23 protein-coding genes and 1 tRNA gene are annotated in these 26,967 nt (G+C 69.3%); 11 read left to right on the forward strand and 13 right to left on the reverse strand.

The window, feature by feature from the left end:
- Window positions 1–201: 201 nt before the first annotated feature.
- From BLR99_RS01905 to BLR99_RS01925, 5 genes are all read right to left on the reverse strand, one after another.
- The gene (locus BLR99_RS01905) at window positions 202–1,617 is read right to left on the reverse strand and encodes a sigma 54-interacting transcriptional regulator (protein WP_074686734.1); all 1,416 of its coding nucleotides are present in this window, start codon (window positions 1,615–1,617) and stop codon (window positions 202–204) included.
- A gap of 13 nt (window positions 1,618–1,630) precedes the next feature.
- Complete coding sequence (locus BLR99_RS01910; protein ID WP_074686736.1) at window positions 1,631–2,392, reverse strand: hypothetical protein; 762 nt, start codon at window positions 2,390–2,392, stop codon at window positions 1,631–1,633.
- Window positions 2,382–3,842 (reverse strand): sensor histidine kinase, encoded by a 1,461-nt coding sequence (locus BLR99_RS01915; RefSeq protein ID WP_074686738.1) that lies wholly within the window; start codon window positions 3,840–3,842, stop codon window positions 2,382–2,384. The genes BLR99_RS01910 and BLR99_RS01915 overlap by 11 nt, the downstream gene beginning before the upstream one ends.
- Before the next feature lie 13 nt (window positions 3,843–3,855).
- Window positions 3,856–5,205, reverse strand: coding sequence for a tRNA (N6-isopentenyl adenosine(37)-C2)-methylthiotransferase MiaB (gene miaB / locus BLR99_RS01920; RefSeq protein ID WP_074686740.1), 1,350 nt, complete (start codon window positions 5,203–5,205; stop codon window positions 3,856–3,858).
- A 132-nt stretch (window positions 5,206–5,337) separates the two neighbouring features.
- Window positions 5,338–5,778, reverse strand: a complete 441-nt coding sequence (locus BLR99_RS01925; protein WP_046060463.1) for a hypothetical protein — start codon at window positions 5,776–5,778, stop codon at window positions 5,338–5,340.
- Between the two features lie 126 nt (window positions 5,779–5,904).
- Here BLR99_RS01925 and BLR99_RS01930 point away from each other — a divergent pair.
- Window positions 5,905–5,981 (forward strand) — tRNA-Met (locus BLR99_RS01930).
- Window positions 5,982–6,055: 74 nt separating this feature from the next.
- Here the strand turns inward: BLR99_RS01930 and BLR99_RS01935 are convergent.
- Genes BLR99_RS01935 through msuE form a run of 3 tightly spaced genes read right to left on the reverse strand, consistent with a single transcriptional unit; the run spans window position 6,056 to window position 9,163 of the window.
- A complete protein-coding gene (locus BLR99_RS01935) occupies window positions 6,056–7,345 on the reverse strand; it encodes an SfnB family sulfur acquisition oxidoreductase (RefSeq protein ID WP_074686742.1) in 1,290 nt (429 codons plus the stop codon).
- 54 nt (window positions 7,346–7,399) lie between these two features.
- Window positions 7,400–8,536 (reverse strand): dimethylsulfone monooxygenase SfnG, encoded by a 1,137-nt coding sequence (gene sfnG, locus BLR99_RS01940; protein WP_074686744.1) that lies wholly within the window; start codon window positions 8,534–8,536, stop codon window positions 7,400–7,402.
- 42 nt (window positions 8,537–8,578) lie between these two features.
- A complete protein-coding gene (msuE, locus tag BLR99_RS01945) occupies window positions 8,579–9,163 on the reverse strand; it encodes an FMN reductase (protein ID WP_074686746.1) in 585 nt (194 codons plus the stop codon).
- Between the two features lie 358 nt (window positions 9,164–9,521).
- Here msuE and BLR99_RS01950 point away from each other — a divergent pair, with 358 nt between their 5' ends.
- The gene (locus BLR99_RS01950; protein WP_074686748.1) at window positions 9,522–10,646 is read left to right on the forward strand and encodes a sigma-54 interaction domain-containing protein; all 1,125 of its coding nucleotides are present in this window, start codon (window positions 9,522–9,524) and stop codon (window positions 10,644–10,646) included.
- A gap of 125 nt (window positions 10,647–10,771) precedes the next feature.
- Here BLR99_RS01950 and BLR99_RS01955 read toward each other — a convergent pair whose 3' ends face one another.
- From BLR99_RS01955 to BLR99_RS01970, 4 genes are all read right to left on the reverse strand, one after another.
- The gene (locus BLR99_RS01955) at window positions 10,772–11,551 is read right to left on the reverse strand and encodes an enoyl-CoA hydratase (protein WP_011794038.1); all 780 of its coding nucleotides are present in this window, start codon (window positions 11,549–11,551) and stop codon (window positions 10,772–10,774) included.
- Window positions 11,552–11,625: 74 nt separating this feature from the next.
- Window positions 11,626–13,419 (reverse strand): M61 family metallopeptidase, encoded by a 1,794-nt coding sequence (locus tag BLR99_RS01960; RefSeq protein WP_011794039.1) that lies wholly within the window; start codon window positions 13,417–13,419, stop codon window positions 11,626–11,628.
- Window positions 13,420–13,447: 28 nt separating this feature from the next.
- Window positions 13,448–14,188 carry a DsbC family protein gene (locus BLR99_RS01965; RefSeq protein ID WP_011794040.1) on the reverse strand — a complete coding sequence of 247 codons (741 nt, stop codon included), beginning with the start codon at window positions 14,186–14,188 and terminating at the stop codon, window positions 13,448–13,450.
- A 77-nt stretch (window positions 14,189–14,265) separates the two neighbouring features.
- Window positions 14,266–15,423: an FAD-dependent monooxygenase gene (locus BLR99_RS01970; protein WP_074686750.1), complete on the reverse strand. Its 1,158-nt coding sequence runs from the start codon at window positions 15,421–15,423 to the stop codon at window positions 14,266–14,268.
- A gap of 91 nt (window positions 15,424–15,514) precedes the next feature.
- On the opposite strand from BLR99_RS01970, the gene BLR99_RS01975 reads away from it, so the two are divergent.
- The 5 genes from BLR99_RS01975 to rarD all read left to right on the forward strand — a co-directional run bounded on the left by BLR99_RS01975 (window position 15,515) and on the right by rarD (window position 21,710).
- Window positions 15,515–16,384 (forward strand): MOSC domain-containing protein, encoded by an 870-nt coding sequence (locus tag BLR99_RS01975; RefSeq protein WP_074686752.1) that lies wholly within the window; start codon window positions 15,515–15,517, stop codon window positions 16,382–16,384.
- 81 nt (window positions 16,385–16,465) lie between these two features.
- The gene (gene ychF / locus BLR99_RS01980) at window positions 16,466–17,560 is read left to right on the forward strand and encodes a redox-regulated ATPase YchF (RefSeq protein ID WP_011794043.1); all 1,095 of its coding nucleotides are present in this window, start codon (window positions 16,466–16,468) and stop codon (window positions 17,558–17,560) included.
- 522 nt (window positions 17,561–18,082) lie between these two features.
- The gene (locus BLR99_RS01985; protein WP_017438861.1) at window positions 18,083–19,180 is read left to right on the forward strand and encodes a YopJ family acetyltransferase; all 1,098 of its coding nucleotides are present in this window, start codon (window positions 18,083–18,085) and stop codon (window positions 19,178–19,180) included.
- Between the two features lie 490 nt (window positions 19,181–19,670).
- Entirely contained in the window at window positions 19,671–20,822 is a 1,152-nt protein-coding gene (locus BLR99_RS01995; protein WP_074686754.1) for an HPP family protein, read from the forward strand.
- 9 nt (window positions 20,823–20,831) lie between these two features.
- Entirely contained in the window at window positions 20,832–21,710 is an 879-nt protein-coding gene (rarD, locus tag BLR99_RS02000) for an EamA family transporter RarD (RefSeq protein ID WP_074686756.1), read from the forward strand.
- 31 nt (window positions 21,711–21,741) lie between these two features.
- On the opposite strand, the gene BLR99_RS02005 is transcribed toward rarD, so the two are convergent.
- Window positions 21,742–22,224 carry a YqaA family protein gene (locus BLR99_RS02005; protein WP_011794048.1) on the reverse strand — a complete coding sequence of 161 codons (483 nt, stop codon included), beginning with the start codon at window positions 22,222–22,224 and terminating at the stop codon, window positions 21,742–21,744.
- A gap of 284 nt (window positions 22,225–22,508) precedes the next feature.
- Between BLR99_RS02005 and BLR99_RS02010 the strand changes: the two genes are divergently transcribed.
- The 4 genes from BLR99_RS02010 (at window position 22,509) to purH (ending at window position 26,824) form a co-directional block, all read left to right on the forward strand.
- Complete coding sequence (locus BLR99_RS02010) at window positions 22,509–23,783, forward strand: GGDEF domain-containing protein (RefSeq protein ID WP_011794049.1); 1,275 nt, start codon at window positions 22,509–22,511, stop codon at window positions 23,781–23,783.
- A gap of 115 nt (window positions 23,784–23,898) precedes the next feature.
- Window positions 23,899–24,960 (forward strand): tRNA dihydrouridine synthase DusB, encoded by a 1,062-nt coding sequence (gene dusB, locus BLR99_RS02015; protein WP_011794050.1) that lies wholly within the window; start codon window positions 23,899–23,901, stop codon window positions 24,958–24,960.
- On the forward strand, window positions 24,957–25,190 hold the full coding sequence (locus BLR99_RS02020; RefSeq protein ID WP_011794051.1) for a Fis family transcriptional regulator: 234 nt from the start codon (window positions 24,957–24,959) through the stop codon (window positions 25,188–25,190). Before dusB ends, BLR99_RS02020 begins: the two co-directional genes overlap by 4 nt.
- Before the next feature lie 32 nt (window positions 25,191–25,222).
- On the forward strand, window positions 25,223–26,824 hold the full coding sequence (purH, locus tag BLR99_RS02025; protein ID WP_074686758.1) for a bifunctional phosphoribosylaminoimidazolecarboxamide formyltransferase/IMP cyclohydrolase: 1,602 nt from the start codon (window positions 25,223–25,225) through the stop codon (window positions 26,822–26,824).
- The last annotated feature ends 143 nt before the right edge of the window (window positions 26,825–26,967 follow it).

Consider the following 26,967-nt stretch of genomic DNA (forward strand, 5'->3'; position numbering starts at 1 on the left):
GGGGAGTAGGCCTGTGGCATGCGAGTAATAGGGCAAACCCTGTGCCAGCCTGGAAAAATCCTTGTGAATCAAGGACTTGAGAGCACTTTTCGGTGTAAGCAGTTGTGCGGAGCCTCTGGAAGGCCCCGAAACCCCGGTTTTTGTCGCGAACCAGCGACCGGAGAGGCGGTCGAAAAGGAAAAATCCTTTGAAATCAACGCTTTATTGTTGTCGCTCTTCGGCGACATCGTCCGGCGGGGCCCCGTCGCTCTTGAACTGGCCCGGCGTCAGCGCGTGCTTCTGCAGCAGGCGGTAGAACTCGGTCCGGTTGCGCTGCGCCAGCCGCGCGGCATCGGCGACGTTGCCGTCGGTCATCTTCAGCAGGTCCACCAGGTATTCGCGCTCGAAGCGCTGGCGGGCCTCGGTGAAGCTCAGCACCTGCACGGTGGGCGTGCGCAGCGCGCGCTGCACGAGGCCCAGCGGCACCAGGGGCGTGGTGGAGAGCGCGCAGGCCTGCTCCACCACGTTGTAGAGCTGGCGCACGTTACCGGGCCAGGGCGCTGCCGTGAGCGCCTTGAGCGCCTCCGGCGAAAAGCCCGACAGGCGCTTGTCGTACTTGCGCGCCAGCTGGTCGAGGAAATGGTTGGCCAGCAGCGGGATGTCCTCGCGGCGGTCGGCCAGGGTGGGCAGCGTCAGCGTGACCACGTTGAGGCGGTAGTAGAGGTCCTCGCGGAACTGGCCCGTGGCCATGGCGGCCTCCAGGTCGCGGTGCGTGGCGGAGACGATGCGCACGTTCACCGGCGTGGCCTGGCTCGCGCCGACGGGGCGCACGGCGCGCTCCTGCAGCACGCGCAGCAGCTTGACCTGCAGCGCGGGCGGCATGTCGCCGATTTCGTCGAGCAGCAGCGTGCCGCCGTCGGCCGCCTGGAACAGGCCCTTGTGGTTGCTGTGCGCGTCGGTGAAGGCGCCCTTCATGTGGCCGAACAGTTCGGACTCCAGCAGGGCCTCGGGGATGGCGCCGCAATTGACGGCCACGAAGGGCCGCGCCGCGCGCGGGCTGGCCCTGTGGATGGCGCGCGCCAGCAGTTCCTTGCCGGTGCCGCTGTCGCCCAGCAGCAGCACGCTGGCGTCCGACTGGGCCACCATGCGGGCCTCGGCCAGCAGGTCGGCCATGCGGTTGGAGCGGCTCACGATCTCGGCGCGCCAGGTGCTGTCGGCCTGGGGCGTCCGCGTGGCGGGCGCGCTCAGCGCCAAGGCCTGCGCGATCTTGTCGAGCAGGTCCTTGGCTTCGTAGGGCTTGGTGAGGTAGGTGAATACGCCGCGGGCCGTGGCCTCGACCGCGTCGGGAATGGTGCCGTGCGCGGTGAGCAGGATCACGGGCAGCGAAGGATGGCGCGAGCGCACCTCGTCGAACAGGGCCAGGCCGTCGCGACCGGGCAGGCGCACGTCGCTCAGCACGAGCTGCGGGCGGCTGGTTTCCAGCTGGGCGAGCGCGGCTTCGGCGGAGGGGACGGCCGTGATTTCGTAGCCGGCCGCGTTGAGTCGCAGCGACAGCAGCCGCAGCATGTCGGCGTCGTCGTCCACCACGAGGATGCGTGGACGGGGCGCGGAGGTTTTGGTCGGGGGCGTGGCGGGCATGCGCGGGGCCGGTTCAGCGGGGGGATTCGGTCGGTGCGGGGGGCGCGGCCCTGCCGTTGCCGGGGGCTCCGGGGCGGGCGTTGAGGCTGCGTTCGATGGCGCGCATCGCTTCCAGGCGCTCGTTCAGCTGGTCGATGCGGCGCTGCCCCTCCTTGAGCTGCTGGGCCTGGCGGTCCAGCTGGTCTTCCAGCCGGCGCTGCTGCAGCAGGCGGTTCTCGAGCAGCCGCGCCAGCGGCTGCAGGGATGTAGCGGCCGGACGGTTGTCGGCCAGCAGCTTCTGCACCAGGCCCAGCGAGCGCGCGGTGTCGGCCGGCTGCCGCGTCTGCAGCAGGGCCAGGGCCAGCTGGAACGACTGGTCCGGCGGGCTGCCGGCACCGGCCTGGGCATCCGACAGGCGGGCGATCTCGGCCATGAGTTCGGGCGGCGGCAGGCTGCGGACACGGTCGGCGTACAGCAGCATCTGGCGTGGCAACGAAGCGGCTGGACGGGTGGGCTCGGCGGCGGCTGCCGGAGCGCTGCCGTCCGTGGAGGGCATGCCGGCGGCGTCCGCTTCGGGCTTGTCCGGCTCTTCCGCGGGCGCGGGAGAGGGTTCCGGCACGGCGGCGGGGACTGCCGGCACCGGTTCGGCTGGCGCGGGCTCGGGCGTGGCGGCGCAGCCAGCCAGCAGCGCCAACGCGGCCGCCAGCGTCAGGTGCGCCAGACGCGCCACTGCGGGGCGCGCGTCGCCGGAACGGGGGCGTGCGCCATGGCGCGGCAGTGGATGATCAGGAAGCATGGGGCAGTTCGATACGGAAGGGTGTACGTTCGCCGGCCTCGACGAGGCTCACGCGTCCGCCATGGGCGGCGACGTATTCCTGGACGATGGACAGGCCGATGCCGGTGCCGCGCGCGGCGTCTTCCGGCTGCCGCACCCCCCGGTAGAAAGGCTCGAAGATGCGGGCCCGGTCATTTTCATGCACGCCGGGGCCTTCGTCGGCCACATCGATGCGGATACGGTCTTCGAAACGTATGAGTTGAATCAGGATCCTGCCGCCCTGCGGCGAGAAACGGATCGCGTTGGAGAGCAGGTTGCCCACGGCCGAGGCGATTTTCTCGGCGTCCAGCGGCAGCGTGACCGGCCTGCCCTCGACCACCACATCGAGCTTGCGGGCCTGCCACTGCAGGCGCTGGGTCTCGACCTGGGCTTCGATCAGCGCCAGCAGGTCGGTGGGCGTGCGGTGCAGCTGGCGGGCTTCGAAGGCCGCGGCGTTGAAGCGCAGCAGGGCCTCGATCTCGCTTTGCAGCACCAGGGTGTTCTGGTGCAGGATGTCCACCACCTCGCGCTGGCCCGCGCCCAGCTCGCCGGTCACGCCGTCCTGCAGCAGGGCGACGCCCTCGCGCATGGAAGCCAGGGGGGTCTTGAGTTCGTGCGAGATGTGCCGCAGGAACCGCGCCTTGTCGGCGTCCAGTTCCAGCAGCCGTACGCGCAGCCATTCGAGCTGCTGGCCCACGCGGCGGATGTCCACGGGGCCGGGGATCTCCACCGACTGGGCGAGTTCGTTTTCCCCCAGCAGGCGGATGGCGTGTTCCAGGCGCTTGAAGGGCCGGGCCAGCCAGATGCCCAGGGCGAGCGCGAGCGCGAGGGCCAGCACGATCACGCCGACCACCTGGTGGGTCACCTCGCGCCGGCTGGATTCGATCTTTTCCTGCAGTTCGGTACTGCGGCGGGTGTTGATGTCCTGCACGGACTGGGCGATGGATCCGTTCACGCCGTCGAGCTCCAGGAACAGTCCTGCCACGGCGCGTTCATTGTCCAGCGAGAGGGCCGGCGGGCCGTCCAGCAGCGCGGTCACCTGGGCGAGATGGGCGCGCCACTGCGCCGCGAGTTCCGGCGGCAGGCCCTTGGTTTCCAGGCGCTGCAGGATCTCGTGCGCCTCGCGCGAGACCTCGTCGAAGCGGCGGCGCAGCGAGCGGTCGGCCAGCACCAGGGATTGCCGGGCGGCGCGCTCCAGCGTCTGGCTGCGGGCGTTCAGGCTCTGGGCCGCGGCATTGAGCTGGATGGCCTCGGCCGCGCCGTTGCGGCTCTGGACCATGAGCTGCTCCAGCGTGAAGATGGCGCGCAGCGAACTGGCGCCCTGCAGCCCGGCGATGAGCAGGAAGGCCAGCAGCAGCATCTGCTGGAACGACAGCCCCCCGAGGGCGGCGACCCCCTGCTGGCGGCGGAAGAGGCGCGCGGCGAAGCCCATGCGGTCCTCTTCTTCAGTGCACGGCCAGTGCGCCGTGGTCCGACGTGACCACCTCGCCGCGCAGCGTGTAGGCCTTGGCCTCGGTGATGGCGACATCGACCATCTGCCCGACGAGCCGCCCGTGGCCCGCGAAGTTGACCACGCGGTTGCATTCGGTGCGGCCCATGAGTTCGTTGCCGTCGCGTTTGGACGCGCCTTCCACCAGGATGCGCTGCACGGTGCCCACGCGGCTTTCGCTGATCGACTTGATGTTGGCGTTGATGACGGCCTGCAGCTCCTGCAGGCGGCGCAGCTTGACCTCGTGCGGCGTGTCGTCGTGCAGGCTGGCGGCGGGCGTGCCGGGGCGCGGGCTGAAGATGAAGCTGAAGCTGTTGTCGAAGTGGATGTCGTCGATGAGCTTCATCATCTTGCCGAAATCCTCTTCGGTCTCGCCGGGGAAGCCCACGATGAAATCGCTGCTCATGGCCAGGTCGGGCCGGATGGCGCGCAGCTTGCGGATGGTGCTCTTGTATTCCATGGCCGTGTAGCCGCGCTTCATGGCCATCAGGATGCGGTCGGAGCCGTGCTGCACGGGCAGGTGCAGGTGGCTGACCAGCTTGGGGATGCGCGCGTAGGCGTCGATCAGGCGCTGCGTGAATTCGTTGGGGTGGCTGGTGGTGAAGCGGATGCGCTCGATGCCCGGGATGTCGGCCACGTATTCCAGCAGCAGGGCGAAGTCGGCCACCTCGGCCGTGCCGCCCATCCTGCCCAGGTAGGCGTTCACGTTCTGGCCGAGCAGGGTGACCTCCTTCACGCCCTGGTCGGCCAGGCCCGCGACCTCCACCAGCACGTCGTCGAAGGGGCGGCTGACTTCCTCGCCGCGCGTGTAGGGCACCACGCAGTAGCTGCAGTACTTGCTGCAGCCTTCCATGATGGAGACGAAGGCGCTCGCGCCCTCGACGCGCGCCGGCGGCAGGTGGTCGAACTTCTCGATCTCGGGGAAGCTGATGTCCACCTGCGGGCGTGCCAGGGCCTCGCGCTGCGCCAGCAGTTCGGGCAGGCGGTGCAGGGTCTGGGGGCCGAAGACCACATCGACGTAGGGCGCGCGCTTGATGATCTCGTCGCCCTCCTGGCTGGCCACGCAGCCGCCCACGCCGATCTTCACTCCGCGGGCCTTGAGGTGCTTGATGCGGCCCAGGTCGCTGAAGACCTTTTCCTGCGCCTTCTCGCGCACGGAGCAGGTATTGAAGAGGATCAGGTCGGCTTCCTCCACGTCCTGCGTGGGCTCGTAGCCCTGCGCGGCGTTGAGCACGTCCACCATCTTGTCCGAGTCGTACTCGTTCATCTGGCAGCCGAAGGTTTTGACGAAGACTTTTTTGGCCATGGCGGGAAATTCCGGAAAAGGGAGTGGCGGCGCCGTGCGGGCGCCGGGTGCGGGCCGTGCGCGGGCGGCCGGGAGCAATCAGTAGAAGGCGTAGGCGGGAGCGGTGGCGGGCGCTGCGTGCAGCCCGCGCCCTCAGGTGCCGGAGCCGAACAGCGAATCGAGGAAAGAGCCGCCGCCGCTGCCCTTGCGGGGCACCGCGGCCTCCGCCTTGGTGAGGATCCAGACGGTGTGCAGCAGGCCCGTGGCGGGCTCGATCGTGTAGTTGACGGTGAACGACTGGCCGATCACCGAATGGGCCATCACCAGCGTGTTCTGCGGGCTGAAGATGCGCAGGCCGGGCGCCATGCGCACGGTGCTGCCATTGAGCTGGGCCTCGGCCGTGCTGAGCACCACCAGGGTGCCGCGCTGGGCGGCTTCGGGGAAGTTGCGCACGCCGCCCATGCCGGGCTGTACCTGCTGCGCGGAGGCCGGCAGGGCCATGAAGGCCGGTGCGGCCGCGCCGAGGGCCAGGAGCAGGGCGGCCGCGCGGGCGGTGGAGTGGGGACGGGACGTGGGGGGCTTGCAGCGGGTCATGGTGTTCATCCAGGGGCTGAAGGGGGGAATTCTACGGCCCGGGCCTTGCGGGTGTTCCCGGACGGAAGCGCAGGGGCGCAGGAAGTTGTTGTGCCGCCCGAAAAAAGCGCTATACTTGAGGGCTCAGGCGCTTTAGCTCAGTCGGTTAGAGCGATGGAATCATAATCCACAGGTCCGCGGTTCGAATCCGTGAAGCGCCACCAAAAACAGAAAGCCTTGCAAGCCTCCAGCCTGCAAGGCTTTTTTCATTTCCGTCCCCGCCCGGCAGCCGCGGAGGTCAGCTCCACGCGTGGAAAGGGGGCCTCACGCCGTTGAGGTGGTAGTTGCCCACGATCGCGTACTTCCACCGCACCGGGTCGTGCAGCGTGTGGGTGCGCGCGTTGCGCCAGTGGCGGTCCAGGTGGTACTGGCCCAGCGTGGAGCGCGTTCCGGCGAGCTCGAAGAGCTTGTTGGCGGCCTGCAGGGCGATCTCGGTGGAGAGCACCTTGGCCTCGGCCACGGCGATCTGCGCGGCGGCCACGGTGTCCGCATCGGGCGCGGCCAGGGCGCGGTCGATGGCGCGGCCCGCGCGCTCCAGCAGCGCCTCGCTCGCGTGCAGGCGGATCTGCAGGTCGCCCACCGCGTGGATGGTGTAGGGGTCTTCGGCGGCGGTGTCGCGCTGGCTGTCCACCCAGGGTCGGGTCCTGGTGCGCACGAAGTCCTGCGTATCCTCGATGGCGTTGCGCGCGATGCCCACGTCCACCGCGGCCTGGATGATCTGGAAGATCGCGCCGTCCGCGGAAGGCCGTTCGTAGCCCTTCCAGGCCGGAACGAGGTGGGTGCGGGGCACGCGCACCCGGTCGATGAGCACGGTGCCGCTCAGCGTGGTGCGCTGGCCGAAGCTGCTCCAGTCGTCGATGACCGACAGGCCGGGTGCGTCGCGCTCGGCGATGGCATACCAGGCTCGGCCCTGCGGATCGTTGGCCACGATGGGCACGTAGTGCGCCAGCAGCGCGCCGCTGGAGTAGAACTTGCGCCCCGTCACCACGACGTGGTCGCCGTCCTCGATGAAGCGGGTCTCGAAGTCCGCGGCGCGGCGCGAGCCCGACTCGGAGAAGGCGTTGCCGAAGCGCGCCCCCGCGAGGATCTCGCCGAACAGCAGGCGCTGCTGCGCCTCGTCCGACACCGTGCGGATGGCGGCCGCGATGCCCAGGTGGTTCTGGGTGATCTGGCCGATGGAAGGATCGGCCGCGGAGATGATCGCGATGACCTCCGCCAGCGTGGCGTAAGACACTTCCGCGCCGCCGTGGGCGCGCGGCACGTTGATGGCCCAGAGCCCGCTCTGGGAATAGGCATCGATCTCCTCCACCGGCCAGAGCCGGTCGCGGTCGCGCAGCGCGGCGCCCTCGCGGAAGCGCTCGGCCAGGCCATGGGCGATGGCGATGGCCTCGGCGTCGTCGCGGACCACGTGGGCCGGGGCCGGGGGGCGGGGCAGTCCCGGCACGGGCTGGCCGGGGCGGTGCGCGGCCTGCAGGGCATGCGGGCGGACGGGCTGTTCGGCGGAGGGGTTCTGGAGCACGGCGGACATGGCGGATTCCTCTCGATCGGTCGTGGGCGCGGATGTGCGGGGCGGGGCGCTGGCTCAGGCCGCCTCCGCCTCCAGGGCGGGCTGCGGCCGGGACTGCGGCTGGGCCGAGGCCTGGCGCGCCTCCAGTTCGCGCACCAGCGGCAGCACCTCGCGGCCGAAGTACTCCACCTCTTCGATGAAGTGCAGGAAGCCGGTCAGCACCAGGTCCACGCCGATGGCCTTGAGCGCGACGATGCGCTCGGCGATCTGCCGCGGCGTGCCGATCAGGTTGGTGCGGAAGCCGTCGTTGTATTGCACGAGGTCCTCGAAGGTGGACTTCGCCCAGTTGCCTTCGCCTTCCGGGGAAGCGCGGCCGGCCTGCTTCACGGCGTCCCCGAAGGCATGGACCGCTTCCACGTGCGCATGGTGGATGATGTCCTGCAGCACGGCCTGCGCCTCTTCCTCGGTGTCGCGGGCGATCACGAAGGCGTTCACCCCGATGCGCACCGTGTGGCCGTTGGCCCGGGCCTTGGCCTGGATGTCGTCGATCTGGGCCTTCAGGTTCTCGGGGGTGTTGCCGTTGGTGAAGTACCAGTCGGACACGCTGGCCGCGTTGTCGCGTGCGGCGCGCGAGCTGCCGCCCTGGAAGATCTCCGGATGGGGCTTCTGCAGCGGCTTGGGGCTGAGGGTGTAGTCGTTGAAGCGGTAGAAGTCGCCCTTGAAGGTGAAGCGGTCCTGCGTCCAGATGCCCTTGAGCGCGCGGATGAATTCATTGGAGCGGCGGTAGCGTTCGTCATGCTCCAGCCAGGGCTCGCCGATGGCCTGGAACTCGCCCTTGAACCAGCCGCTCACCACGTTGATGCCGATGCGGCCGCCCGAGATGTGGTCGATGGTGGCGATCTGCTTGGCCACCACGGCCGGGTTCCACGGGCCCGGCAGGATGGCGGCCAGCACCTTCAGCCGAGTGGTGGCGTGCAGCAGGGCCTGGCTGAACGACACGGACTCGTGCTGGTGCTCCGCCCCGTAGCCCGCCGTGAAGCGGATCTGGCTCAGGGCGTATTCGAAGCCGGCTTTCTCCGCCGCCACCGCCAGCCGCTGGTTGTATTCGAGGCTCCAGTCGGTGCGCTGCTCGATGGTGCTCACGACCAGGCCGCCGCTGACGTTCGGCACCCAGTAGGCGAATTGGACGGGTTCGTTGCGGGATGTGCTCATGGGGAAGGCTCCTTGGATGGGATGGAGGGCAGGCGTGCGCCCTCAGGCCACGGCGGCCAGCACGGGGCGCGCGGGCGCGGAGGTCTCGCGGCCCGCGCGCAGCAGCGGCAGGGCACGCTCCACGGCCAGTGCGGCGCGGGCCAGCAGGGCCGGGTCGGTGATGCGGTAGTCGGTGAAATCCTTGTCGGTGCCGTACACCCCCAGGGGCAGGGTGCGGGCCTGGAAGAAGCTGAACAGCGGGCGCAGCTGGTGGTCGATCACCAGCGCATGGCGTTCGCTGCCGCCCGTGGCCGCCAGCAGCACGGGCACGTCCACCAGGGCCTCGTGGTGCACGAAATCGAAGAAATGCTTGAACAGGCCCGAGTACGTGGCGCGGTACACCGGGCTGCCCACCACGAGCACGTCGGCCTGTTCGACGGCGGCGATGTCGGCCTCCACCTCCGGCGGCAGCTGGTTGCGGTAGAGCGCGCCCGCCAGGCGCGGGCCGACGGTGCCGAGTTCGATGGTGCGCACGCGGACCGGTACCGCATCGCCGATCGCTTCGACGAGATGTTCAACGAGCGCGAGGGTGCGCGACGGACGCTGCAGGCTGCCGGAAACGGCGACGAGATTCAGGGTTCGGGCCATGGTGATCCAGTGGTTGCGGTGAAGTGAAGGAGCGGCACCGCGGCGCGGTGTCCGTGTGCTCTTCAGCAGCTTGCGTGCCACCGTGCTTTTCCTTTGGAATCAACAGGTTGCGCGAGCGGGTGCCGCGCATCGGCTGCCTGCCGCGCAGCATGCTGCTGCCGGGCTGCTGCCAGGCCAGCAATGCGGCGGAAAACGCGCATGCTTATGCGCTTGCAGCAGCAGTGGCTGCTGCTGCAGCCGCAAAACGACTATCGATCCTTGGAATCCTTATTTGCCGCCAGGGGGATGCCGTCCCAACAATGGGCTCATGCGGCAGTGCAGCGCCTTTGCCGGCCGCGGTCCTTTCCTTTGACTGCCCATGCCACCCGTCCATTTCCTGAAGGCCTTTCCCGAAGACGGCGATGCGCCGGCCCGGCACCTGTACGCGGCACCGCTGCTCACGCTGCCGGGCGCCCGGGCCATGCCCACGTCGATCCGCGCCACCGCGCAGGTGTTCGAGGACCCGCGCTCGCTGGCGCTGCTCGAGCGCATCCGCCTCGTCGCGCCCAGCGATGCGAACGTGCTCATCCTGGGCGAGACGGGCACCGGCAAGGAACTGATCGCGCGCCACGTGCACGCGCTGAGCGCGCGGCGCGCAGGGCCGTTCGTGGCCGTGAACTGCGGTGCGCTGTCGGAGACGCTGGTGGAGAGCGAACTGTTCGGCCACGAGAAGGGCGCCTTCACCGGCGCCTTCACCGCCAAGGCCGGCTGGTTCGAGGCCGCCCACGGCGGCACGCTGTTCCTCGACGAGGTGGGCGACCTGCCGCTGTCCATCCAGGTCAAGCTGCTGCGGGTGCTGCAGGAGCGCGAGGTGGTGCGGCTGGGTGCGCGAAGGAGCCTGCCGGTGGACGTGCGCGTGGTGGCGGCCACCAATGTGCGCCTGCAGGACGCGGTGGCCGCGGGGAATTTCCGCGAGGACCTGTTCTACCGGCTGCACGTGGTGAACCTGGCGCTGCCCACGCTGCGCGAGCGGCCGGGCGACATCCTGCCGCTCGCGCGCCATTTCATCGACGAGTACCGGCACCGCCTGGGCTACGGCCCGGTGCGGCTCGATGCGGGTGCGGAGCGCAAGCTGCTCGCCCACGACTGGCCCGGCAATATCCGCGAGCTGGAGAACGTGATCCACCACGGCCTGCTGGTCTGCCGCCGCGGCGTGCTCCTGGCCGAGGACCTGCAGCTGTCGTCGCTGGGCCTGCGGCGCCGCTCCGGGAGCGACGCGCCGGCGGATGCGACGCCGCTGCAGGCGCTGGAAACGGCGCTGTCGGGCCTGTTCCAGCAGCAGCAGGGCGACCAGTTGTACGAGCGCATCGAGGAAACCGTGGTGCGCGCCGCCTTCGAGTTCTGCCACCGCAACCAGGTGCAGGCCGCGCGCCTGCTGGGCATCAGCCGCAACGTGCTGCGCGCGCGCCTGATCCGGCACGGGGACATCACGGCGTTGAGGTGACGCCCCCTGAGCGGCTGCGCCGCTTCCGTGCAGCCGCCAGAGCGGGCAGCCCCTTCGGACACGTCCAAGCCTGCGCAGGCAGGCGCGGAGCCGCGGCCCTCAGCCCCTTCCTCGCCGCGCTGCGCTCAGCGGTGCGTGAACACCGCCGGGCGCTTTTCCAGGAAGGCGGCCATGCCTTCCTTCTGGTCCTGCGTGGCGAACAGCGCGTGGAACAGGCGGCGCTCGTACATGAGGCCGTCGGAGAGCGCCCCCTCGAAGGCGCGGTTGACGGTTTCCTTGGCCGCCATGACGGCCACCTGCGAGAAGCCGGCGATCACCAGGGCCGCGCCCAGGGCTTCGTCCATGAGCTTGTCGTAGGGCACGACGCGGCTCACCAGGCCGGCACGCTCGGCCTCCTGCGCATCCATCATGCGGGCGGTGAGGGCCATGTCCATGGCCTTGGACTTGCCCACGGCGCGCGGCAGGCGCTGCGTGCCGCCCGCGCCCGGAATCACGCCGAGCTTGATCTCGGGCTGGCCGAACTTCGCGTTGTCGGCGGCGATGATGAAGTCGCACATCATCGCCAGCTCGCAGCCGCCGCCAAGCGCGAAGCCGCTCACGGCCGCGATCACCGGCTTGCGGATGGAGCGGATGCGTTCCCAGTTGCGCGTGATGTAGTCGCCCTTGTAGGCGTCGGCGAAGCCGTACTTGGCCATCGCGCCGATGTCCGCGCCCGCCGCGAAGGCCTTTTCACTGCCGGTGAGGATGATGCAGCCGATGCGTTCGTCGGCATCGAAGGCGGCCAGCGCGTCGCCCAGCTCGTCCATGAGCTGGTCGTTGAGCGCGTTGAGCTGCTTGGGGCGGTTCAGCGTGATGACGCCGACCTTGTCCGCCTCGGTGCGGACCTCGATGACTTCGTAGGCCAAGGGGGTATCTCCTGGGTGTCGTTGTGGTGCGGACGACTATACCCAAGGACCGCCTTTCGCGCCCGTCCCGCAGGCTACCCGGCGGCCGTGCCCGTGTCCGGCTGCCCGTCCAGCCAGCGCCGCGCCAGGGGGGCATCCGCCAGCGCCAGCGCGACGGTGTCGTCCGGCGCGCCACCCTCGCGTTCCAGCGCCAGCGGCAGCCGCAGCACGCGGCGGTCGCGGGACACCAGCGCGGTGACGCGCTTCTCGCGGCCGGCGTAGAGCGCGACGTCGTCCAGCCGCTGCACGCGCCAGGTCTCGCCCTGCGCCTCCACGGCCAGCCACTCGTCGCCCGCGGAAAAGCCCGCCTCTTCGGCCAGGCCGCCGCGCAGCACCACCTTCACCTGCAGGCCCTGGCCCTCGGACACCCGCAGGCCCAGCCGCTGCGCGGGCTGCGCCGCTTCCGCGCGCAGGGCCACGCCGTGCGCGGCCAGCATCTCGGCCAGGGGCAGGTCGCCGGTGCCGTGCACCCATTCGGCGATCTCGCGCGCGAACGGGCGGCCCGAGAGGGCTTCGAGCACCGCCAGCAGGTCGTCTTCCGACATGGGGCCGGCATCGCAGCGGTCCCAGAGCGCGCGCATCACGTCGTCGAGCGTGGTGCGGCCCTCGCGGCGCAGCGCCAGGTCCAGGCACAGGCCGACGAGCGCGCCCTTGGTGTAGTAGCTCACCGTGGCGTTCGGCGTGTTCTCGTCCTGGCGGTAGTACTTCACCCAGGCGTCGAAGCTGGCGTCGGCCACGCTCTGCACGCGGCGCCCCGGTGTCTGCAGCACCTGGTTGATGTTCTTGGCGAGCAGGCGCAGGTAGGTGGCGTCGTCGATCAGCCCGGCGCGGCGCAGCAGCAGGTCGTCGTAGTAGCTGGTGAAGCCCTCGAAGAACCACAGCAGGCGGGTGTAGTTCTCCTGGGTGTAGTCGTAGCGCGCCAGCTCGGCCGGGCGCAGGCGCTTGACGTTCCAGGTGTGGAAATGTTCGTGGCTGATGAGCCCGAGCAGCGTGGTGTACCCCTCGGGCGCCTTGGCCTCGCCCTGGCGGGGCAGGTCGCGGCGGCCGCAGACCAGGGCCGTCGAGTTGCGGTGCTCCAGCCCGCCGTAGCCGTCGTCCACCACGTTGAGCATGAACAGGTACTGCGCATAGGGCGGCTTGCCCGCCCCGTGCCAGAAGCGGATGCCCGCCTCGCAGATGCGGCGCGTATCGGCCACCAGGCGCTCGCCGTCGAACGAGGGCGCCGCGCCGGCCACGACCAGGCGGTGCGGCACGCCGCAGGCGGTGAAGCGGGCGCTCCAGAAGGGCCCCATCTCCACCGGGCAGTCCACCAGCTCGTCGTACGAGGCCGCGCGGTAGGTGCCGAAGCCCGCGCGCGTGGTCTTCTCCGCCGTGAGGCCCGTGGCCACGGACCAGTGCGACACCTCCGGCGTGGCGACGATCTCCAGGTCGTGGCGGGCCGCTTCCTGGCCATGCACGCGCAGGCACAGGCTCGTGCCGTTGAAGAAGCCGCGCGAGGCATCGAGCCACGCCGTGCGCACCGAGTTGTCGTAGGCGCTGACTTCGTAGGTCAGCACCAGCGGCGCGCCCTCGCGGCAGTCGGCCTGCCAGAGGCATTTGCCGCGCTGCGCGAGCGCCACCTCCTGCCCGCCCTGGCGGGCGCGCAGGTTCTGCAGGTTCTTCGCGAACTCGCGCACCAGGTAGCTGCCGGGGATCCACACGGGCAGCGACAGCTCCTGCTGCGCCGCGGGGCTCTCCACCGTGAGGGTGACGTGGTAGATGCGCGCGTGCAACTGCGCGGCTTCCACGCGGTAATGGACGGCGGGGGCGTGCGATCGGTGGGCGGCCATGCGGTATCCGGGAGGGGCGGGAAAAGGATCAGTTCGTGGCGGGGGCCGGGCCGGCGCCCGACCCCGCGTCGGCGAGGCGCTTTTCCACCTCGCGCGCGTCGATGGCGCCGGGAACGCGCGAGCCGTCGGTGAAGATCAGCGTGGGCGTGCCGGTGATCTTGTGCTTCTTGCCGAAGGCCAGGTTGCGCTGCACGGCGGCAGTGTCGCAGCTCGCGGCCGGCGTGGTCTTGTCGCGCACCATGTGGTCCTGCCATGCCGCCGCGCGGTCCTTGGAGCACCAGATGTTGCGCGACTTCTCGGCCGAATCGGGGCTCAGGATGGGATAGAGGAAGAGATAGACCGTCACGTTGTCCACGTTCTGCAGGTCCTTCTCGAAGCGCTTGCAGTAGCCGCAGTTCGGGTCCTCGAACACGGCGAGCTTGCGCTGGCCGTTGCCGCGCACGATGGTGAACGCGTCCTGGAACGGCAGGGAGGCGAAATCCACCGCCGTGAGCTTGTTGATGCGGTCCTCGGTGAGGTTGCGGCGTGCCTTGGTGTCGATCAGTTCGCCCTGGATGAGGTAGTTGCCCTTGGCGTCGGTGTAGAACACATCGGTGCCGATGCGCACTTCGTACAGGCCCTGCATGGGCGTGGCGCGCACCTCGTCGATGTTCTGCAGCTGCGGGATGCGGCTGCCCAGGGCCTTGCGGATCGCCGATTCCTGGGCGTGGGCGCCGAGGCCGAGGGTGAGCGCGGCGGCGCCGGCGAGCAGGGCGGGGATCAGTTTCATGGTGCTCCTTCGTGATGCGTGAATCTCTGGGGAATGGGCGGCACGGCGGCCGCCGCATCCCGGGATGCGGCGGGCCGTCAGCCCAGGCCCATGGCCTGGCGCGTCACCCAGTCCTTGAGGGGGCCGCTGCGCTCGAATCCGCGCATGCCCCAGTTGCGCAGCCAGGGCACGGGACCCTCGTGGCGCGAGAAAAGCTGCTGCAGGCCGTCCATGGCCCAGCCCATCGGCAGCAGCGCGGCCTTGCGCTCGCGCTCGTAGCGGCGCAGCAGGCGCTGGTCCGCGACGCCGCGCCAGTAATCGCGCTCGCGCAGCACGCGGGCCAGGGCCAGGGCATCGGCCAGGCCCAGGTTCAGCCCCTGGCCGGCCAGCGGATGGACGGTGTGCGCGGCATCGCCCGCCAGCGCCCAGCTGCGGGCCGGTGCCTTCGCGGACGCGGGGGCGTTGCCCGCGGTGGCCGGCATCGGTCCGCACCAGCGGTCGGCCTGCGCCTGCTGCAGCGGCCACGCGGCCCGGGGGGCGTCCAGCGTGAGGGCGCCCAGCGTGTCCAGGCTGGCGGAGCGGATGCGTTGTTCGAAATCGGAGGGTTCCATGGCCAGGAGGCGCTGCGCCTCGTCCTGCCGTACGGACCACACCACGGCCACGGAGTTCCCCTCCGGCCCTCCCAGGGGCAGGAAGGCCAGGATGCCGTCGGGCAGGAACCACTGGCGCGCCACCTGGCCGTGGGGCCGCTCGCAGCGCAGGCGCGTGGCCACCGCGTGCTGGCCGTAGGGCACTTCGGTGTAGCGCACGCCGAATTCCTCGCGCGTGCGGCTCGCGCGGCCTTCGCAGACCACCGTGAGCGCGGCCTGCACGGGCGCATCGACCACCTCCACCTGCGGCTGGAAGCGCACGGCGTCGGCCAGCCGGGATTCCAGCGCGGGCACATCGACGATCCAGGCCAGCGCCCCGGTGGCGGGATGGCGCCGGGCGTCGAAGGTGACCTCGCCGCCCATGTCGCCGTGCACGTCCATGCGCAGCACCGGCGTGGCGTGCTCCGCGTCGGGCCAGCTGCGCACGGATTCCAGGAGCGTGCGCGAGGCGGTGTTGAGCGCGTAGGCCCGCACGTCGGCGCCCTCGGCCGCCGGGGCCGGCCCCGGGACCAGGGCCACGCGCAGGCGCTCGCGCGCGAGAAGCAGGGACAGCGCGCGGCCCACCACGCCAGCGCCGCGAATACAGACATCGAAGGTTTGCGCCATGCGGCCATTGTAGGAGCCGGCCCGTGCTCTGCCGTGCGAAGGCACAATCGCCGCCTTCCCTTTCCCCATCGCGCTACCCGGAGACCTCCGCGTGACCTTCCGCACCGACCGCGACCTGGGCGGCACCATCTCCCGCCTGTTCATCCATCCCGTCAAGTCCTGCGCGGCCATCGCCGTGCCCGAGGCCCTGCTCACGCCCACCGGGCTGGCGTGGGACCGGACCTGGATGGTGGTCGATCCGGCGGGCGAATTCCTCACCCAGCGCAGCGTGCCGCGCATGGCCCTGGTGCGGCCGCAGCTGGACGCGCAGGCGCTGTCGCTGCACGCGCCCGGCATGCCGGTGCTGCGCGTGGCACTTCAGGCCGCCGGGCCGGTGGCGCAGGTGCGCGTCTGGGACGATGCCGTGCCCGCCCGGGACGCGGGCGAGGAGGCCGCGCGGTGGTTCTCGGAATGCCTGGGCCGGCCCTGCCGCCTGGTGCGCTTCGACCCGGCCCACCGCCGGCTCTCCAGCCTGCGCTGGACGGGCGGGGTGGAGGCGCCCAACCAGTTCGCCGACGCCTACCCCGTGCTGCTGGCCAGCGAGGCCGCGCTGCGGGAGCTCAACGTGCGGCTGCAGACGGCAGGCGCGCCGGCCGCCGCGATGGAACGCTTCCGGGCCAACATCGTCATCGACGGCGTGGAGGCCCACGACGAGGACCGCATCAGTGCCCTGCACATCGACGCGGAGGGGGGTGAAGCCTGCCTGCGGCCGGTCAAGCCCTGCACGCGCTGCCCGATTCCCGACATCGACCCGGCCACGGCCGAGAGCACCCCGGACGTGGGCGACGCCCTGCGCGCCTACCGGCAGGACCGCCGCATGAACGGCGCCATCACCTTCGGCATGAACGCCATCGTGCTCGAAGGGGCCGGCCGCGTGCTGCGCGTGGGCCAGCGCATCGCGGCCGACTGGCATTTCGACTGACCCTCCGCGCCGGGCGGGCCGGCAGGGACACGGCCGCCCGGTAAAATCGCCGGTTTTCCCCCGAACCCTGAAAGCCCCGCCATGAGCCTGAAATGCGGCATCGTGGGCCTGCCCAACGTCGGCAAGTCCACCCTCTTCAACGCCCTGACCAAGGCCGGCATCGCGGCCGAGAACTACCCTTTCTGCACCATCGAGCCCAACACCGGCGTGGTGGAAGTGCCCGATCCCCGCCTGCAGCAGCTGGCCGGCATCATCACCCCCGAGCGCATCGTGCCGGCCATCGTCGAGTTCGTGGACATCGCCGGCCTGGTGGCGGGCGCCTCCAAGGGCGAAGGCCTGGGCAACCAGTTCCTGGCCCACATCCGCGAGACCGACGCCATCGTCAACGTGGTGCGCTGCTTCGAGGATCCGAACGTGATCCACGTGGCCGGCCGCGTGGACCCGATCGCCGACATCGAGGTCATCCAGACCGAGCTGTGCCTGGCCGACCTGGCCACGGTGGAGAAAGCCCTCAACCGCTACAGCAAGGCCGCCAAGAGCGGCAATGACAAGGAAGCCGCCAAGCTGGTCTCGCTGCTCACGCCCATCCAGGCCGCGCTCGACCAGGGCAAGCCCGCGCGCACGGTGCCCGTCAGCAAGGAAGACGCGCCCCTGCTCAAGCAGTTCTGCCTCATCACCGCCAAGCCGGCGATGTTCGTCGGCAACGTGGCCGAGGACGGCTTCGAGAACAACCCGCTGCTCGACCGCCTGAAGGAATACGCCGCCGCCCAGAACGCGCCCGTCGTGGCCATCTGCGCCAAGATCGAATCCGAGATGAGCGAGATGAGCGACGAGGACCGCGACATGTTCCTGGCCGAGATGGGCCAGGACGAGCCCGGCCTGAACCGCCTGATCCGCGCCGGCTTCAGGCTGCTGGGCCTGCAGACCTACTTCACCGCCGGCGTGAAGGAAGTGCGCGCCTGGACCGTGCCCGTGGGCGCCACCGCGCCCCAGGCCGCCGGCGTGATCCACGGCGACTTCGAGCGCGGCTTCATCCGCGCCCAGACCATCGCCTTCGACGACTTCATCGCCTTCAAGGGCGAGCAGGGCGCGAAGGACGCGGGCAAGATGCGGGCGGAAGGCAAGGAATACGTCGTCAAGGATGGGGACGTGATGAACTTCCTGTTCAACGTCTGAGCCAAGGGGCATTGCAGGAGTTGGAACGGCTTCTTGATGGATTGCCACAGGCAAGAAAGCCGCCCCGCAGGCCAATGCCAGTCAGTTGAACCCTGACTGGCATTTACCGCCCCGCAAGAGTTCGGTTTCGGCCGTGACATGTCCTGCTGGCGACGTGCGCGGCAATGGCAACGTGAGGCGTCTGGGTCGAGGGGCGCCAGGGGAGCTTCGTACCCAAATGTAGAGATTCGCCCTCCGCGAACTGGAATGAATATGGACAGCTAAGCTGCGTGGAAAGATCTTCCAGGTTTGTCTATGGGTTCACATTCCAATGTTTCCGGTATCCGCGGTCACGGGTATTACCGTTCAACCTCCCCCGAGATGGATGGCAAAACTCAGGGGTCGACCAGAAAGAAAACTCAAGACGCACATGGCGCGAGCACGTCGCGATCGGGTTCATCCGAAATGAGCTCGTTGAGAGCGCTGGGAAACACTCGCCGGCCGGGCGAGTCCTCCGTACAGCCTCCAAGAAGTCGAAGTGCGTTGTACCGCATAGGCAGGCTGCTGACGCGACATGGCGATTCGCGCACATCTCAACCCGTTGCGGAGGCCCTTGAGGCCCTTCACCAGATCAAGGCACGCTTCGCGGTGCTGCTCGACGGAAACTGGACGCCAGGAGAAGACGAGAAAATCTTCGACGCCGCAATCATTCCGACGCTAATCGCCGCGGAGTCTGCGCGCAAACCCGGCTCACCGTTGTCTTTGCTGGAGACGTCGAAGGATCTTGGTCAATGGTTGAGAAATAGCACCTCTGAGTCGGGCAAGAGGGCCGTTGCGGTACTGCCCGGTTATGAAGACCATGCGGTCGCCGTGGATGTCCGCAGAATCGGCAGGCGTCTTTCGGTCTTTATCATCGATTCGCTGGGAACCGATCCTGCCCGGGTTGCTCAATACCGCAGGGATGTGCTTCCAGCACTCAAGGAGAGGCTGCCATCCAACGCCAAGGCGACGTTGCTCTGCCTGAGTACCCAGAAGGCGCAGACGGGATGCAAAATCTTCGCGCTGTCGGCCACGTCGAAAGCAGCAGATCAACAGGCTCTCATGGATGACCTCCACCATCGGCATGTTCATGGTGACGTGTTCGAGGACTGGAGCGGCAACGAGATCCCCGTGGCAGCGGTCGGGGAGGGCGACATCCGCATGATCGACGGAAAGCCGCTACTGTCCGCACAATTCTTCAAGCATTCGCAGTCCAGTGGCACCCTTCGTCAATGGGCGGAGGCCAACCAGCCGGGTTCTGCGTGGTCAGCCGTCAACACTCGGCACGAAACGATCAGTGACCGACATAGCCGCCACACGTCGGAACGTCATCCATGGCCTTTCGCAATCCTTGATATGGACAAGCGCGGCCTTCGCGGAACTGTCGATCCGAAGGCGATTGAACCTCGACAACTAAGCACCTCGCTGGAGCAAAAGCGGCTTGTCTACATACAGCGCGCAATAGATTTTCTGCAGGTGGCCCCGAAAGACGAAAGCCGCCAGTTCATGAAGCGTCTGGAGCGGCTTCATCTAAAGGGGGCCGATATTTCGACCCCCAATCTGAAGCACCAACCATGGGGGCCAGACCCCTACACGCTGTGACCGTGCGGGCTTGCGGGTGCGCCCGACCCGTTGTTTTTCGTACCAACTGATGTTGCCCCCGTATTCCCGGCCCCGTCCTATTCGCAATAAAGCGTCTGGTCCACCGATGGCTCCAGCCGCACCCGGGCGGCCTGCTGGGATGCGCTGGTCGGCAGGGGGCTCGCTCTGGCCATCCTCTATTCCCAGCAGCAGGCGGCCACCCGTTGCGTTGGCAAAGGCGACGCAATCCTTGGCGATTTCGCTCCAGTCCGCGGTCTTGCCGGTGACCGCTCGACCGGTCGGGCGGTCGAGATGGCCTTGCCCATTTCCTCTCTTGGGTATGCTTGCTGCATCCTGCGGAGCGGGCGACGTGTACTGAGCGACGCTGCGCTGCACTCATACAAATACGAGACTTTTCGCACTTGCCTTTCGACCCGACGTTTGAGAGTTGCGTCACGCCGTCCCCGCGCCAGACAACGCGCCGGACTCCGGCGCACGTCCCCGCCATCCCATGCCCCTCCACCTGACCGCGCGCCTGCGCCGCGCGGCGCTCGCCCTGTGGCCCGCGCCCATGCGGGTGGACGGCCGCGAACGCCTGCGGATGGTCCTGGGCGCGCTGCTCGGCGTGCTGCTGGCCGGCCTGCTCAGCCGCTGGGTGGGCGGCCAGTGGGGCATGTCGCCCTGGCTGGTCGCGCCGATCGGCGCGAGCGCGGTGCTGGTGTTCGGGGTGCCGGCGAGCCCGCTGGCGCAGCCCTGGTCCGTGGTGGGCGGCAACACCTTGTCCGCCCTGGTGGGCGTGGCCTGCGCGGCGCTGGTGCCGGATCCGGCCGTGGCGGGGGCGCTGGCCGTGGCGCTGGCGATCGCGCTCATGGTGCCGCTGCGCTGCCTGCATCCGCCGGGCGGGGCAGCCGCGCTGTTCGTGGTGATGGCGCATGGCGCGTCGCCGCAGTTCGCGCTGTTCCCGGTGATGACCAATTCCCTGCTGCTGGTGGCGGCGGGCATGGCGTGGCATGCGGCCACGGGCAAGCGCTACCCGCACGCGCAGCAGGCCCGTCCCGCTCCCGCGGGTGCGACGGAGGCGCGCGCCGCGGGGCGCTTCACGCCCGAGGACCTGGATGCCGCGCTGGCGCACTACAACCAGGTGCTGGACGTGAGCCGCGACGATCTGGAGGCGCTGCTCCACCATGCCGAGGCCGAGGCCTACCGCCGCAATTTCGGGCAACTGCGCTGCGGCGACATCATGTCGCGCGAGCCGGTCACGGCCGCGTTCGGCACGGGGCTGCAGGAGGCGTGGGCCCTGATGCGCCGCCGCCGCATCAAGGCGCTGCCGGTGGTGGACCGCGCGCGCCGCATCGTGGGCATCGTCACCACGGCCGACTTCATGCGCCAGATCGATCTCGACGTGCACCACGGCATCGGTGAGCAGCTGCGCGCGCTGGTGCGCCGCGTGGGCGCGGTGCATTCCACCAAGCCGGAGGTGGTGGGCCAGATCATGACGCGGCAGGTGCGCGTGGTGAGCGAGCGGCGCCCCGCGCTGGAACTGGTGCCGCTCTTCACGGAAGACGGCCACCACCACATTCCCGTGATCGACGAGGAGCGGCGGCTGGTCGGCATCATCACCCAGTCGGACCTGGTGCGCGCGCTGCACCGGGCCGTGCGCTAGCATCGGCCCATGCAGACCGGCATCCTCTACGCCACGCTCGCTTATGTGGCGTGGGGCGTCTTTCCCGTGTACTTCCACCAGGTGGCCTCGGTGCCGGCGCTGGAGGTGGTGCTGCACCGCACGCTCTGGTCGATGGTGCTGCTGGCCGTGGTGCTGGCGGCGCGGCGGCAGCTCGCCTGGGTGGCCGCGCTGCGCCGGCAGCCCCGGGTGGTGGCGGCCTTCCTGCTCTCGGCGCTGCTGCTGTCGGCCAACTGGCTGATCTATGTCTGGGCGGTGCACCACCAGCACGTGGTGGATGCGAGCCTGGGCTACTTCATCCTGCCGCTGGTGAACGTGGCCATGGGCTACGCCTTCCTGCACGAGCGCCCGCGCCCGGGCCAGTGGCTGGCGCTGGCCGTGGCCGCGGCCGGCGTGCTGTGGCTCACCGTGCAGGCCGGCCGCCTGCCCTGGATCGCGCTGGTGCTGGCCCTCACCTTCGGCTTCTACGGCCTGCTGCGCAAGACGGCGGTGCTGGGCGCCATGGAGGGCCTGGCCCTGGAGACGGCGCTGCTCGCGCCGCTGGCCGTGGGCGGCCTCGCCTGGCTGGGCTGGACGGGGCAGGCCGCCTGGCGGACCGCGGACGCGGCCACGCTGGGCTGGCTGGTCGCGGCCGGGCCGATCACCGCCATCCCGCTGCTGCTGTTCGCGGCAGGGGCGCGCCGCATCCCCCTGGCGACGATGGGCGTGCTGCAGTACATCTCGCCCAGCCTGCAGTTCGCGCTGGGCGTGTGGCTGTTCGGCGAGGCGGTGCAGCCGGCCCGGCTGGCGGGCTTCGTACTGATCTGGGCGGCGCTGGTGCTCTACACGCTCGAAGGCACCTGGCGGCGCCGGCGCGTGGCGGTGCCCTGAGCAGGGCGGGCTCCCTGCGCGAGCCCGGCGTTCAATGCACCATGGCTTTCGGCCAGAGGTACAGCAGGCCGCCGGTCATGGCCAGGTAGCGCAGGAACTTGCCGATCGCCATGTAGGCCACGCAAGGCCAGAACGGCAGTTTCAGCCAGCCCGCCACGGCGCAGAGCGGATCGCCCACCACCGGCAGCCAGCTCAGCAGGCAGGCCTTGGCGCCGAAGCGCTGCAGCCAGGCGAGCGCGCGCACGTTGGTGTGCTCGCCGCGCGCCTTGTCCACCGCCTTGTGCGCGCCGAGACCCATCCACCAGCTGACGGCGCCGCCCAGGGTGTTGCCCGCGGTCGCCACGAGGATGGCGGGCCAGAACAGTTGCGGGTTGAGCTGGATCAGGCCGAACACCGCCGGCTCCGAGCCCAGGGGCAGCAGCGTCGCGGAGATGAACGACACCAGGAAGACCGTGCTGAGGCCGTACTGGGGCAGTGCCAGCAGGTCCATGAGGTGTTGCATCCAGGTTTCCATAGCTGGGCGCAAGTTTAGGGGGGTGCCGCTTGCCCGCGCTGTAGCCCGGCACGCCGTCGCGCTGTGGCGGGGCGCGCCACGCCATAGTCTTTATTCAGGGCCACGGATGGGTCGTTTGGAAGATTTGATAAGCTGCGCCACCAACATGGAGCGCACCTGCTCTACCTGCGCCGCCGATGACCCTGTAACATTCGGTAAGGCGATGTGCGCCGGCCGTAACGTCATTCAAGCAGTTCAAGCACGCCAGGCGATGGCCTGGCGGCGTGGAGAGGGCATCCGTCGCTATGGGTCTTGGCAAATTCTGGGGTTCGCTGCAAACGCAGGGGGGCGGGCGTTTTTCCAACACGGAGGCGTTCTCTCCGAGCGAGGCCTTTTCCGAATTCGGCGAATCCGCGCAATTCCGCGGCTCGGACCTGCAGGCCGCGCGCATCCTCGAGCGCCGGCTGGGCCGCCCTTACCGGCGGATGGTGCCCGTGTTCCTGTGCGGGCTCTACCTGGTGTGCACGCTGGCGTTCTATGCGCTGGGCATGGTGTCCGGGCCCCTGGTGCTCATGGTGGCGGCGCTGATCGCCTGCGGCATCGCGCTGGGCACGGCCTACATGCGTTTCGGGCAGCCGGGGGAAGCGCTGGAGCCGGCACGCATGCGCGACCGGCAACTGCGCTTGCCGATCGTGGTGGCGTCCGCGTCCACCCTGCTGCTCGTCTTCTACCTGGAGCCCGTCACGCAGATCGCGCTGGCGCCGTTCCTGTTCGTCGCCATGTCGTACGGGCTACTCACGCTGTCGCGCCGCACGGCCCTGCTGCTGTGCGGCGGCATCCTGGCCGGCTATGCGCTGGTGATGGGGCTGCACTATGCAGAGCGCGAAGACGGTGTGCTGCTGCGCCTGGAGGCCCTGCATTTCGTGGCGCTCGCGCTGGCCCTGCCGGCCTATGTCCTGCTGATGGGCCGCGTGCGGCTGCTGCACCGGCTGCTGCAGAAGACCAGCAGCGAGATGAAGTCCATCGCGGAGAGCGCGCGCCTGGATGCGCTCGGCTGCCTGAACCGCCGCTCGATCCTCGCCGCGCTGGAAGAGCAGAAGCAGCTGGCCGACGAGAGCGGCATCCCGCTGTGCCTGGCGGTGGTGGACCTCGACCATTTCAAGCGCATCAACGATGAAATGGGCCACCTGTGCGGCGACGAGGTGCTGCGCACCTTCTCGCAGCTGGCCCAGCAGATCGTGCGCGGCGACGATTTCTTCGGCCGCTACGGTGGGGAGGAGTTTCTGCTGATCTTCCCGGCCACGCCCCTGCTGCCCGCGCTCAATACCTGCGAGCGCATCCGCTCGCAGGTGGAGTCGCACGACTGGAAGGAGCCGCTGCGCGGGCGCGTCACGGTCTCGGTCGGCGTCACGCAGTACGTGCTGGGCGAATCCGTGCTGGAGTTCTTCTCGCGCGCCGACACCGCCATGTACCTCGCCAAGCAGGGCGGGCGCAACCAGGTGGTGGTGCAGGAGCCCGTGGGCGCCTTCGCCCCGACCGAGGCCGGCGAGCCGCAGGTGCCGGCGCACGGCTATTTCTGAGCGCGCCGGGCAATGCCCGGGTCCGCGTCCCCTGCTTTTCATTTGCTGAAAATTTAAGCAGGTACAATCCCGCCTCTTTTTTCTTCCGCCTGTTTTTTCAGCACCCCCGCGCGCCATGCAGATCGGCCATATTCCCCTGGCGAACCGCCTGTTCGTCGCCCCCATGGCGGGGGTGACGGACCGGCCGTTCCGCCAGCTCTGCAAGGCCCTGGGCGCGGGCTACGCCGTGAGCGAGATGGTGACCTCGCGCAAGGACCTGTGGAACAGCCTGAAGACCTCGCGCCGTGCCAACCACGAGGGCGAGCCCGGCCCGATCGCCGTGCAGATCGCCGGCACCGACGCGGCCATGATGTCCGAGGCCGCGCTCTACAACATCGACCGCGGCGCGGAGATCATCGACATCAACATGGGCTGCCCCGCCAAGAAGGTCTGCAACAAGTGGGCGGGCTCGGCCCTCATGCAGAACGAGGCGCTGGCCGTGGAGATCGCGCAGGCCGTCGTCGATGCCTGCGCACCGCGCAACGTGCCCGTCACGCTCAAGATGCGCACCGGCTGGTGCCAGCAGCACCGGAATGCGGTGCAGCTCGCGCGCGCGTTCGAGGGCGTGGGCATCCAGATGCTGACGGTGCACGGCCGCACGCGCGAGCAGGGATACAAGGGCCACGCCGAGTACGACACCATCGCCGCCGTGAAGGCCGCCGTGCGCGTGCCGGTGGTGGCCAACGGCGACATCGATTCGCCCGAGAAGGCGAAGGCGGTGCTTGCCGCCACGGGAGCGGACGCGATCATGATCGGCCGCGCGGCGCAGGGCCGGCCCTGGATCTTCCGCGAGATCGGCCACTACCTCGCCACGGGCGAGCACCTGGCGCCGCCGCTGGTGGCCGAGGTGCGGCGCCTGCTGCTGGACCACCTGCAGGACCACTACGCGCTCTACGGCGAGGCCACGGGCGTGCGCAGCGCACGCAAGCACATCGCCTGGTACGTGCGCGCGCTGCCGGGCGGCGAGGCGTTCCGGCAGCACATCAACACCATCGACGACTGCGCCGCCCAGTGGCAGGCCGTCGCGCTGTTCTTCGAGGAGCTGGGCCGGCACATGGACCGCCTCCCCGCAGCGCCGCCCGAGGGGGCCGGCACGGATACCGACGATACGCAGGAACCACAAGGACTGCCCGCATGAGCAACAAGAACATCGAAGACTGCGTGCGCGAGAGCCTGCAGGGATATTTTCGCGACCTCGGGGGCGAGACCCCCGACGGCATGTACGACATGCTCGTGCGCCTGGTCGAGAAGCCGCTGCTGGAGGTGGTGATGAACCACGCCGACAACAACCAGTCCCGCGCCGCCGAATGGCTGGGGCTGAACCGCAACACCCTGCGCAAGAAGCTCGTGGAGCACAAGCTGCTCTGACCGACCGAATCCACAACCTCCCCACCACCGCAATGAACGCACTTCTCTCCGTCTCCGACAAGACCGGCATCGTCGAATTCGCCCGGGCTCTGCACGCCCTGGGCATCCGCCTGCTGTCCACCGGCGGCACCGCCAAGCTGCTGGCCGAGCAGGGCCTGCCCGTCACGGAAGTGGCAGAGGTGACCCAGTTCCCCGAAATGCTCGACGGCCGCGTGAAGACGCTGCACCCCAAGGTGCACGGCGGCCTGCTCGCGCGCCGCGAGCTGCCGGAACACATGGCCGCACTGAAGGAGCACGGCATCGACACCATCGACCTGCTGGTGGTGAACCTCTACCCCTTCGAGGCCACCGTGGCCAAGGCCGGCTGCACGCTGGCCGACGCCATCGAGAACATCGACATCGGCGGCCCCGCCATGGTGCGCAGCGCCGCCAAGAACTTGAAAGACGTGGGCGTGGTCACCTCGGCCGACCAGTACGACGCCGTGCTGGGTGAACTGAAGGCCGCGGGCAAGCTGTCCGACAAGCTGCGCTTCGCGCTGTCGGTGGCCGCGTTCAACCGCATCGCGCAGTACGACGGCGCCATCAGCGACTACCTCTCCTCCGTCACCTTCGAGGCCGAGAAGCTGTCCGAGGCCTACGTGCCCGAGCGCAATCCCTTCCCGGGCCAGAGCAACGGCCAGTTCGTCAAGCTGCAGGACCTGCGCTACGGCGAGAACAGCCACCAGCAGGCGGCCCTCTACCGCGACCTGTACCCCGCGCCCGGCTCCATCGTCACGGGCGAGCAACTGCAGGGCAAGGAACTCAGCTACAACAACATCGCCGACGCCGATGCCGCGTGGGAGTGCGTGAAGAGCTTCGACGCCGCCGCCTGCGTGATCGTCAAGCATGCCAACCCCTGCGGCGTGGCCGTGGGCCTGGACGCCGCCGACGCCTACGGCAAGGCCTTCCAGACCGATCCCACCAGCGCCTTCGGCGGCATCATCGCCTTCAACCGCCCGGTGGACGCGGCCGCCGCGCAATTGGTCGTGAAGCAGTTCGTCGAGGTGCTGATGGCGCCCGAGTTCACGCCCGAGGCGCTGGAGATCTTCAAGCCCAAGACCAACGTGCGCCTGCTGAAGATCGCGCTGCCGGAGCACAAGGGCACGACGGCCTGGAGCCGCGGCCGCAACGCCATGGATGCCAAGCGCATCGGCTCCGGCATGCTGCTGCAGACGGCCGACAACCACGAGCTGTCGCTGATGGACCTCAAGGTGGTCACCAAGAAGCAGCCCACGCTCGAGGAGATGGAAGACCTGCTGTTCGCCTGGAAGGTCGCCAAGTACGTCAAGAGCAATGCCATCGTGTTCTGCAAGGGCGGCATGACGATGGGCGTGGGCGCGGGCCAGATGAGCCGCCTGGATTCGGCGCGCATCGCCAGCATCAAGGCCGAGCACGCCAAGCTGTCGCTGCAGGGCACGGTGGTGGCGAGCGACGCCTTCTTCCCGTTCCGCGACGGCCTGGACGTGGTGGTGGATGCGGGCGCGACCTGCGTGATCCAGCCCGGCGGCTCCATGCGCGATCAGGAAGTGATCGACGCGGCCGACGAGCGCGGCGTGGCCATGGTGTTCAGCGGCGTGCGCCACTTCCGCCACTAAGAGCGGCTAACACGACCCTTCTGGAGTCGTTGCCGCATCTTGTCGTACTACTCGTACTGCCTGCGATACGGCGCCTGGCCAGAACCGCTTCGCTGGGTCGTGTTGGCCGCTCTAACGGCCGGTCGCCGCGGCGACCGGCCGCG

It is taken from the genome of Paracidovorax citrulli (assembly GCF_900100305.1).
Taxonomy (GTDB): domain Bacteria; phylum Pseudomonadota; class Gammaproteobacteria; order Burkholderiales; family Burkholderiaceae_C; genus Paracidovorax; species Paracidovorax citrulli.

What these genes read in the sequence shown, in the direction of transcription:
- BLR99_RS01905 (WP_074686734.1), bottom strand. Translation starts at nt 1,617, where the DNA reads ATGCCCGCCACGCCCCCGACCAAAACCTCCGCGCCCCGTCCACGCATC.
- BLR99_RS01910 (WP_074686736.1), bottom strand. Translation starts at nt 2,392, where the DNA reads ATGCTTCCTGATCATCCACTGCCGCGCCATGGCGCACGCCCCCGTTCC.
- BLR99_RS01915 (WP_074686738.1), bottom strand. Translation starts at nt 3,842, where the DNA reads ATGGGCTTCGCCGCGCGCCTCTTCCGCCGCCAGCAGGGGGTCGCCGCC.
- miaB (WP_074686740.1), bottom strand. Translation starts at nt 5,205, where the DNA reads ATGGCCAAAAAAGTCTTCGTCAAAACCTTCGGCTGCCAGATGAACGAG.
- BLR99_RS01925 (WP_046060463.1), bottom strand. Translation starts at nt 5,778, where the DNA reads ATGACCCGCTGCAAGCCCCCCACGTCCCGTCCCCACTCCACCGCCCGC.
- BLR99_RS01935 (WP_074686742.1), bottom strand. Translation starts at nt 7,345, where the DNA reads ATGTCCGCCGTGCTCCAGAACCCCTCCGCCGAACAGCCCGTCCGCCCG.
- sfnG (WP_074686744.1), bottom strand. Translation starts at nt 8,536, where the DNA reads ATGAGCACATCCCGCAACGAACCCGTCCAATTCGCCTACTGGGTGCCG.
- msuE (WP_074686746.1), bottom strand. Translation starts at nt 9,163, where the DNA reads ATGGCCCGAACCCTGAATCTCGTCGCCGTTTCCGGCAGCCTGCAGCGT.
- BLR99_RS01950 (WP_074686748.1), top strand. Translation starts at nt 9,522, where the DNA reads ATGCCACCCGTCCATTTCCTGAAGGCCTTTCCCGAAGACGGCGATGCG.
- BLR99_RS01960 (WP_011794039.1), bottom strand. Translation starts at nt 13,419, where the DNA reads ATGGCCGCCCACCGATCGCACGCCCCCGCCGTCCATTACCGCGTGGAA.
- BLR99_RS01965 (WP_011794040.1), bottom strand. Translation starts at nt 14,188, where the DNA reads ATGAAACTGATCCCCGCCCTGCTCGCCGGCGCCGCCGCGCTCACCCTC.
- BLR99_RS01970 (WP_074686750.1), bottom strand. Translation starts at nt 15,423, where the DNA reads ATGGCGCAAACCTTCGATGTCTGTATTCGCGGCGCTGGCGTGGTGGGC.
- ychF (WP_011794043.1), top strand. Translation starts at nt 16,466, where the DNA reads ATGAGCCTGAAATGCGGCATCGTGGGCCTGCCCAACGTCGGCAAGTCC.
- BLR99_RS01995 (WP_074686754.1), top strand. Translation starts at nt 19,671, where the DNA reads ATGCCCCTCCACCTGACCGCGCGCCTGCGCCGCGCGGCGCTCGCCCTG.
- rarD (WP_074686756.1), top strand. Translation starts at nt 20,832, where the DNA reads ATGCAGACCGGCATCCTCTACGCCACGCTCGCTTATGTGGCGTGGGGC.
- BLR99_RS02005 (WP_011794048.1), bottom strand. Translation starts at nt 22,224, where the DNA reads ATGGAAACCTGGATGCAACACCTCATGGACCTGCTGGCACTGCCCCAG.
- BLR99_RS02010 (WP_011794049.1), top strand. Translation starts at nt 22,509, where the DNA reads ATGGGTCTTGGCAAATTCTGGGGTTCGCTGCAAACGCAGGGGGGCGGG.
- dusB (WP_011794050.1), top strand. Translation starts at nt 23,899, where the DNA reads ATGCAGATCGGCCATATTCCCCTGGCGAACCGCCTGTTCGTCGCCCCC.
- BLR99_RS02020 (WP_011794051.1), top strand. Translation starts at nt 24,957, where the DNA reads ATGAGCAACAAGAACATCGAAGACTGCGTGCGCGAGAGCCTGCAGGGA.
- purH (WP_074686758.1), top strand. Translation starts at nt 25,223, where the DNA reads ATGAACGCACTTCTCTCCGTCTCCGACAAGACCGGCATCGTCGAATTC.